Origin of the sequence: uncultured Campylobacter sp. (assembly GCF_938045595.1) — a bacterium.
GTDB lineage: Bacteria > Campylobacterota > Campylobacteria > Campylobacterales > Campylobacteraceae > Campylobacter_B.
In genome coordinates this window covers 1-8,800 of the sequence record NZ_CALIBB010000142.1, presented here as the reverse complement: position 1 = coordinate 8,800, position 8,800 = coordinate 1, and the positions used below count along the sequence as shown (strand labels likewise).

Genomic DNA, 8,800 nt, shown 5'->3' with positions numbered 1-8,800 from the left:
GGTAAAGTCCGCCGCAAACCACCGCCAAAACGCCGCTCGCGCCAAGCTCCTCAGCCAAAATATACATGACATAAGGCGTCGTGATCGTCATGATCGTATCGCTGTTCTCATCGGTTGGCAAGATCCTATGCAAAAAGTAGGCTACTAATGCCACCACAAGACCGACCAAAACACCGCCAGCCACCATCCAGACAAAGCTCGCAGCCGCCTTGTACCAGATAAACTGCCCAGTCGTCACGGCCACTGCGGCAAAGCGAAAGATGATGAGCGATGATGCGTCGTTTAAAAGGCTCTCACCTTCTAAAATAGCGCTGATCCTGCGCGGTGCTTTGACAAATTTAAGGATCGCAGCCGTACTCACCGCATCTGGTGGTGAGACGATGGCGCCAAGCATGAAGCCAAGGGCGAGCGAGAAGCCAGGGATCACTAAATTTGCTATCACGGCAACAGCTGCTGCGCTGATAAAAACGACGATAAATGCAAAACTTCCAATCACTCGGCGCCATTTATAGAGCTCTTTTATCGAGTTTGCCCATGCGGCCTCGTAAAGAAGCGGCGGTAAAAATATGATGAAAATAAGCTCTGGATCGATCCTGATGGTGGGTAAATTTGGCACAAAACTAATGGCAAGACCGCCCAAAACTAAAAGCACCGGATAGGCTACTTTTAGGCTGTTTGAGATCATCACTAAAGCGATAATGATAGCTAGCAAAGCCAAAAATAGCAGTAAGTGTTCAATCATCTTTTTCCTTTAAATTTCTTTTTTGTTGATGCCTAGGCTATCTTTTATGCCAAAGCTATCGATCAGGCATCTTTTGACCAAATTTGCGATAGATTTTCTTGAAATTTGGTCATTTTCGTTTTTAAATTTCTCCCTTTTTTGCCCAGCTCGTAACCTTGCAGTCTATCTCGTTGGCACAACTAAACCACTGCGGACGTATCAGCGTGTAGTCAAGAGCTTAGTTTTCTATAATCTTGGCTGAGTCTATGTAGGAGCTTAGAGCGCGCCTATAACGTAGCCGCCAAGGCTTTCGCTAGCGCCTAAGAGTAAAATTTTCATACCTATCCTCAACACTAAGTAAAATTTAATAGATTTAAAAAATGGCGGGGAGAGATTCTAACTCTCGGTGAGTTGCCCCGCACACGCTTTTCAGGCGTGCTCCTTAAACCGCTCGGACATCTACCTAGGATTGGGGCGAAATTATAGCTTGATTTGCTTAATATCTAGCTTTTATAGCTTTAGTCCCAAGATAACGGCATATTTGTACTCATTATCCATCAGGCAATGCTAGGCGGCTCGCCCCATTTTTCAAAGCCAAATTTCAAAAATAGCCCAAGACTTGCTCTGCTTTGGCAAAAAATTTGCCGAGCATTGGAGCAAAAAGGTGCCCAGCTTCAACGATGGCTTGTTAAAACTAGCTATGCGAATGAATTTATAAGCAAGGTTGATTTTAACAGCGGCAAATACGAGCCAAAGCGGGATTTTATGCACTGGGCGTTCGTGCGGGTGGATAAAACGAATGAGCTTTAGCTTAGTTGCCTTATTTTATGAATGAAGCAGGATAAATTTTGAAGCTAAATTTAACTAGAAGCAGAGCGTAAATTTAGCCTGCCAAAAATTTTATCGATTAAATTGCGAGAGCCGGTAAGTATTCGCTTTTAAAATTTAATGTGAAATCGGGATCGCTTGTCTGCCAAAAAAGAAGCAAGTCAAAAAAAGCTCGATTCATTAAATTTAAAACGCTACGGAGTAAAAAAGCAAAATTTGAGCTAAAATAACCGAGAAAAGCGGTAAAAATGAAAACGCAAAAAGACAAAATCCCCGCGGACATCAGCCAAATTCCGCAAGAAATTTTAAAAAACTACGATAGATTTCGCTTTTGTAGATATCTGTTTTTCGGGACGCTTTTGACCTTCCTGATTTATATCGTCGTGTTTCTTACGTTTGTACATGATGCGCCCATAATGTCGTTTTTATGCATGCTTGCGCTATCTGCGATAAATATACTCGTCTGCCTAAATAGGCTGAAGTATAAAAAATATGCCCTGCTTTTATTTAGCGATGCGGATAAGGCCTTTATGCTTATATGGATACATGTGGCTGCGATATTTTACGTCCTTTATGCTTTAATCGGATTTTATTTACAGATAAAATATCACATAGACTGGGATACGCGTCAGATTATACCCGCTATTTTTATCGCTATTCCGGTGGCGATAATAACATATAACGCAAATCCGGAATTTGACGCCGATGAAACCGTGTATCTACCGGCACCAAAATCGCAGACAAAAATCGGCGGAGCGGTCGCTGATAAAATTTCCGGCGAGCAAAATTTTAACAAAACAAACGGCAAGGCGCAAGGCGCCCAAGATGAAGCCGCTAAATTTGAGCAAAAATTTAATGACGCGAGCCTTGAAACAGAATCTATCCAAAGCAAAGAGGAAGCGCTAGAGTACGGCAAAGCTCTAACACGAATTGCAAAAAATTTAAAGCAAAAATATCAACTTCACCGTTTGATCAGATTTGCTTTCGTGAGTTTTGTGACAACGGTTTTTTGATTTTATTTTTACCAAATTCGTACGAATTACACTGGGCGTTTATAATTAGCGCCGTTTGCACGCTTATATTTCTCTTTTCAAAACGCAGATACAGCAAACTTTTCGTAGAAAATCCCGAAAAAAGCAATACGATTTTCGCGATAGAAAATTTTGCGATTGTAACATTGGTTTTGTATTATCCCATTATGGCTATAGCGTTATGGCTTGCCGGCGGCGGTAGTGAATCTAGCGATATAGGGCTATTTTTTGGCTTATTTTATCTTCTAGCAGTGACGCCTGTGTCCGTTATTACTATCCTTGTTTGCCTAGCACGCAACTTAAGCGTTTATAAAGAGATAAAAGAGTGAAATTAGTAAAATTTAAACGAGTTTTTAAATAACTTTATCGCTCAAATATACTTCATAAGCTCCTTGTCTAAGTATTCTTTAGCTGTGAAAGGACAGCTTAAATTTAGAATTTAAATCAATCCAAAGCAGCACTTTGCGTCTTTAAATTTGCAAGCCCGCCATTTAAATATATCTATTTATCTGCGTTCATTAAAACGCTTTAAATTAGCTGAGCATAGAAGTAAGAATAAAGAAGCGTGGATATTTTAGGCATAGCAAATGCGTTTAAATTTGATCTTAAACGCTCAAGGTTACTGCGTTAGCTTGCATTTCAATGCCTCTTGCAAAAGCGCATTGGCTACTACTCTCTCCTTTTTTACAAAGATAAAATTTTCGCCGTATTCGCTCTGCAGCTCGCTTTGCGGATCAGCACCCGTATGCATCACTATGATATTTGCTTTTAAATTAGAGCCGTTTAGCATCTTAGCGACGATGTCGAGCTTTTGCTGATTTGCGATCGTTAGGATGATGACCGACGCATCGCGCGCATGCAGCTCGTCGATCGCGGTTTTTTGCATTATGTTTACAAAGTATATATTCTCGCCGCGCGATTTGCCCAGATCCACGAGCTCTAAATCACTCTCGGCGACTACGTATAGCAGCCCCTGATCTTTAAGGCGCAGCACCACCTCCTGCCCTATCCTGCCGTAGCCTGCTACAATGATGTGATTTTTCATCGGCGGGATTTGAGTTTTATGCTCCTCATCCTCGAGTTTTTCAACCTTGGACTCGAAGCGGTTGGCGATTTTGTTTAAATTCTTAAGAATAAACGGCGTTAAAATCATAGTCGCGGTTACGACTGTAATTAAAATTTGCCCGTTTTCCTTACTTAGCATATCGCGGCTCATCAACAGCGAAAAGATCGCAAGCGCAAACTCACCTATCTGGCATAGCGACAGCGCCGCTTTTAGTGCTATCCTTTTACCGGTCGAGAGAAATAAGATCGCGTAAATCACAACCGTTTTAAGCGCCATTATAACGATAATAGCGAGTAGAATTAGCCCATAGTGCGAGACGATGACTTCAAAATTTATCTGCATGCCAATCGTGATGAAAAAAAGTCCGAGCAGTATGTCTCGAAACGGCGTCAGATCGGCCTCTATCTCGTGTTTATACTCGGTTTCTGCGATTAGCATGCCCGCGATGAATGCGCCCAGCGTGTACGAAAAACCAAAAACATGCGCCAAAAAGCTAGCCCCCACGACGGTAAAAAGGATGGTCGCGATGAAAATTTCTTTAGAATTCGTCCTTACGACGTAGTAAAGGAAGCGATTGAAAGCAAATTTGCCGAGCACGAAAAGGATCACTACGACTATTGCAGCGCTTACGGCAGTTTTTAAAATGAGATAATTTACTGGAGTGTTGTCAGTCGAGCCAAAGATGTCTATCATAAGCAATATCGGAATGACGGCGAGGTCTTGAAATAGCAGGATGCCAAGCACCTTGCGCCCGTAGTTTTGGTTGATTTCGCCTGTTTCGTTGAGCGTTTTTAGCACGATCGCCGTAGAGCTAAGCGCGAGCGCAAGCCCGATAATCATCACGGTTTTTATGTTTCCGCCGAAAGCTTGATCGATGATGAGTGCTAGAATAATACCGGTGCCAAGCACTTGGAGTATGCCGTTAAAAAATACGTCCTTTTTCATGCTCATTAAGTGGCGGAAGCTAAACTCAAGCCCGATGGTAAACATCAAAAAGACGATGCCAAATTCTGCCAGCTCGGACATATGGGCGTTTTCGACACTGCTTAGACTATAGATCTGCGAAAAGCACACGCCCGCGACGATATAGCCGATGATAGTGGGAATTTCAAAAATTTTAAAGACGATATTTAGCACTATCGCAAGCGCGGTGATCGCAAGAAATAGCTCTATAACAAGCTCCATTAACTCCCTTTTTTGTAAGATTATACGTAAAATTTAGCGCTAAATTTATTGTCAAATTTTACATTATCCGCGACCATTTACCGGAGGCGATAATCGATGAAATTTTATCTTTTCATATAAATTTACGGGTAAATTTTATAATGTGATTTTACTAAAATCCCGCTTAAAAATAGAGAAATTATGTCGCACTTTATCGCTAAATTTAGAGGTTCGCGACAAAATTTTAAAGCCTAGCACGACTTGGAATTTTAAATTTTAAAGCTAAATTATATAAGACGGCTTTTAAATTTAATTGCAAGAAAATTCGCCCGAGTTTGCTTAGCGCAACTTTAAATTTTACGCGCTCACAAATCCGCTCTGAAAGTCAAAATTTATCGCTTTAATCTACGCTTGCGAGGCGATTTTGCTTTTTGATAGCATTAAAATCTCAGCTTATAGCACCAGGATCTGATTTTTGCTGAGCTTTAAAATTTTTATTTCGCAAACTTTAATCTGTCTCTCCGCCAAGCTCTAAAATTCTAGCCCGCAGCTCCTCGATCTCGCGCTCATACTCGGCAATCCTTTCTTGCAGGCGAAAGATCACGTCCACGCCCGCAAGATTGACGCCAAGCTCCTTTGTAAGGTTTAAAATCATACGTATGCGGTCCATATCATGCGCCGAGTACAGGCGCATCTTACCCTCCGTGCGCCCCGGGCTTACGAGTCCTTCGCGTTCGTATTGCCGCAGCGTCTGCGGATGGATATCTAGGACCTTCGAAACTATCGATATGAGATAAACCGGCTCATCGTAATCATGCATTTTGATGCCTCCTTATAGCTTTTGCAGCGCGGCTTTGACGTCCTCATCCAGCGAATCGACGTCGGGAAGGACGACGTTTACCACCGCGTATAGATCGCCTAAAATTTTACTCTTGCGGTTTTGCACGCCGTAGCCTTTTAAGCGGTATTTCTGCCCGTTTTTGGTATTTTTTGCGATCTTTATCGTTGCGCTTTTGCTTGGCGTCGAAATTTCTACCTTTCCGCCAAACATCGCCGTTTTCAAAGGCACGTCAATTTTTTTGAAAAGATCGTCGCCTTCGCGGCTATACTCGGCGCTTGGCGCGATTTTTATCTCTAAAATTAGATCGCCGCTTTGAGCGCCTGATTTTTGTCCTTTACCCCTGATGCGCAGCTTCTCGCCCGCATTGATGCCCGCGGGTACTTTAAATTTAACCGTCTCGCCACTTACGCGCACGCTCATCTCGCCACCTTGTATCGCGGTTTCAAAAGGAATTTCAATCGAGCTGTGCGTATCTAGGCTCTGTGTGCCGCCGAAACTGCTGCCGCTAAAGCCACTAAAACCCTCGCCACCACCGAAAGAGCTGAAACTAAATCCGCCACGTGAGCCTGCGCTTTTTGCGCCGAAAGAGCCGCCGAAAATGCTGTTTAGGATGTCGTTTAGATCGCCCATGTTTGCCGAGCCCTGCGCGAAATCGTGGAAATTCTGTCCGCCGAACATCTCGTCGCCGTGGCGGTCATACTGCGCCCGCTTTTTCTCGTCGCTTAAAATTTCATACGCGGCGTTGATCTCTTTAAATTTATCCTCAGCTCCTGGTTCTTTATTGATATCCGGGTGATACTTGCGAGCCAGCCTGCGGTAAGCTTTTTTAATCTCCTCGGCGCTTGCTGATTTATCCACGCCTAAGGTTTCGTATAAACTGCTTGTGCTTGCCATTTTAATCCTTAAAATCTTAAAATTTATGTAGATTATATCATAAAACTTTAGTGAGTGTCAATCAAGTTTGCTAAATTCTATTTATAAATTTTAATTTTGCGTTAAGAATATATTAGCGGACAAAATTTATAATTCCGCCAAAATTTCATTATCACAAAGGAAGCAAAAATGAAAAAATCGATCATCATATCGATAGCTTTAGCAGGTGCGCTTTTTGGCGCCAGTATCGACATTAAAGAAGCTCCAAGTAATTATGAGCGCGTAAATCCGGGCTTTAATCAAGACGTGGTGCTTTCGTATCACAGCTCGCTTGCGGACGTAAAAAAATCCGTCGTCAATATCGCAACTAAAACCAAGATCAAAGCAGGCAACAGCCCGATGTCGCAGATGTTTGACGATCCGTTTTTTAAGCAATTTTTCGACTTTGACATTCCGCAGCAACAAGAGCGCGAGGGAAGCTCGCTAGGCTCTGGCGTCATCATCTCCGAAGACGGCTATATTGTCACAAATAATCACGTAATAGAAAATGCCGACGAAATCGTAGTTACGCTATTAGAAGGCGATAAGGAATATAAAGCCAAGGTGATCGGCACCGACCCTAAAACCGACCTTGCAATCATCAAAATCGACGAAAAAAATCTCTCTGCGGTTAAATTTGCCGACTCGTCCAAGGCTATGGAGGGCGACATTGTATTTGCTATCGGAAATCCTTTCGGCGTGGGCGGCACCATAACTCAAGGCATAATCTCGGCGCTAAATAAAAACAATATCGGGTTAAATCAATATGAAAATTTCATCCAAACCGACGCTTCGATCAATCCGGGCAACTCAGGCGGCGCGCTAGTGGATAGTCGCGGCGCGCTTTTGGGAATAAATTCCGCTATTTTAAGTCGCGGCGGCGGAAATAACGGTGTAGGCTTTGCGATCCCTTCAAATATGGTAAAAGAGATCGCTGAAAAGCTCATCACAAACGGCAAGATCGAGCGTGGCTTTATAGGCGTTACGATCTCGGATATGTCTAAAGATCAAAAAGAGCTCTATGAAAGCAAAGAGGGCGCGCTAATCTCAAGCGTCGAAAAAGACATGCCTGCCGATAAAGCAGGCATCAAGCGCGGCGATTTGATCACCAAAATAAACGGCAAATCTATCAAAAACGCCAACGAGCTAAAAAATTTAATCGGCTCAATGGCTCCAGGAAGCTCAGTGGATGTAGAATTTGAGCGCGACGGCAAAAGCAAGAGCACGACTATCAAGCTAGATGCGATGAAATCCGACTCCACTACCTTAGGCTCAGCCGGCGAAGACTCGAAAAGCGCAATAGAGGGGCTAAAGCTAAGGACATTAAATGACAGCTTGCGCCGCAAATATAACCTCGACGACGATGTCTCGGGTGCCCTCGTCTTAAGCGTAAAAGATGGCTCAAAAGCCGATGATTACGGCTTTGAGGTAGGCGATGTAATCATCCAAGTCGGTCAAAACGATGTCAAAAGCTCAGACGACTTTGATCGTTATATCAAAGATTACAAGGGCAAAAAGACCCTAGTCTGGGTTATCAGACGCGGAATTCCGCAAGGTCTTGTAATCCGCTAAGCTTGGTCCGCCAGGCTTTAGCTGCGAGAAACGCGCAAGCGTTAAAATTTAACCGCGGCAAGCCCAGCTCAAAGCATTAGCGGAACATTGCAAGTAAGCAAACAGAAGCTTTTGAGATTTTGAGCTTTTTGACAAGTGGGATTCCTAGCTTTCGAGCGCAAAAGATGCATAAACTATGAAAATGGGCTTTTGGCGAGCATTAAAATGCCGCCGAAAGCCCTTTGTTATTTCAAATAGCTTCGAAAGCCATTTGCCATTTTAAACACCGCTGAAAGCCCAAATTTCGCTTGAAATTCTTGGAATTTTGCTTTTTTGCTTTTGTTTTCACTTATAATTTTTAAAATTTAACCCTCCACGCCGCTACTTTATCGTTTTTATCACCTCGTCTGGAACTGCTTTAAAATTTTAATCTCTTTGCTAACAACATACCGCAGAAGTATGTGCTTCTAGCCTAGAATTACTTCAAATTTTAATTCCTCTTGTATATTACTTCACTTTAAATTCTACAAATCCAAATTTTATAAAATTTATGCCCTACCATATTTCTGCTACAGAAACTATCACCTTTTTATTCTAGCACTTTTCCAACTACGTCACTTCTTGGGAATTCCGCTGGCTAAATTTTAAAGTCGGAATTTTAAAATTCCATCATTTTGTAATCGTAA

7 protein-coding genes are annotated in these 8,800 nt (G+C 42.6%); 3 read left to right on the top strand and 4 right to left on the bottom strand.

The genetic code is table 11. The features are described 5' to 3' along the window. Nucleotides 1-742: cation:proton antiporter (locus tag Q0340_RS06205; RefSeq protein ID WP_298082583.1), on the bottom strand; the 742-nt coding region annotated here is incomplete at its 3' end. Nucleotides 743-1,372: 630 nt separating this feature from the next. Between Q0340_RS06205 and Q0340_RS06200 the strand changes: the two genes are divergently transcribed. Further along, nucleotides 1,373-1,531, top strand: coding sequence for a hypothetical protein (locus tag Q0340_RS06200; protein WP_298082582.1), 159 nt, complete (start codon nt 1,373-1,375; stop codon nt 1,529-1,531). Nucleotides 1,532-1,797: 266 nt separating this feature from the next. Continuing rightward, the gene (locus Q0340_RS06195; protein ID WP_298082581.1) at nt 1,798-2,562 is read left to right on the top strand and encodes a hypothetical protein; all 765 of its coding nucleotides are present in this window, start codon (nt 1,798-1,800) and stop codon (nt 2,560-2,562) included. Nucleotides 2,563-3,199: 637 nt separating this feature from the next. Here the strand turns inward: Q0340_RS06195 and Q0340_RS06190 are convergent. The 3 genes from Q0340_RS06190 to Q0340_RS06180 all read right to left on the bottom strand — a co-directional run bounded on the left by Q0340_RS06190 (nt 3,200) and on the right by Q0340_RS06180 (nt 6,545). Continuing rightward, nucleotides 3,200-4,831 (bottom strand): cation:proton antiporter, encoded by a 1,632-nt coding sequence (locus Q0340_RS06190; RefSeq protein ID WP_298082580.1) that lies wholly within the window; start codon nt 4,829-4,831, stop codon nt 3,200-3,202. Between the two features lie 487 nt (nt 4,832-5,318). After that, nucleotides 5,319-5,630, bottom strand: coding sequence for a helix-turn-helix transcriptional regulator (locus Q0340_RS06185; protein WP_005870178.1), 312 nt, complete (start codon nt 5,628-5,630; stop codon nt 5,319-5,321). Between the two features lie 12 nt (nt 5,631-5,642). Further along, a complete protein-coding gene (locus Q0340_RS06180) occupies nt 5,643-6,545 on the bottom strand; it encodes a DnaJ C-terminal domain-containing protein (RefSeq protein ID WP_298082579.1) in 903 nt (300 codons plus the stop codon). A gap of 168 nt (nt 6,546-6,713) precedes the next feature. Between Q0340_RS06180 and Q0340_RS06175 the strand changes: the two genes are divergently transcribed. Continuing rightward, nucleotides 6,714-8,135, top strand: a complete 1,422-nt coding sequence (locus tag Q0340_RS06175) for a Do family serine endopeptidase (RefSeq protein ID WP_291937493.1) — start codon at nt 6,714-6,716, stop codon at nt 8,133-8,135. Nucleotides 8,136-8,800: the final 665 nt, after the last annotated feature.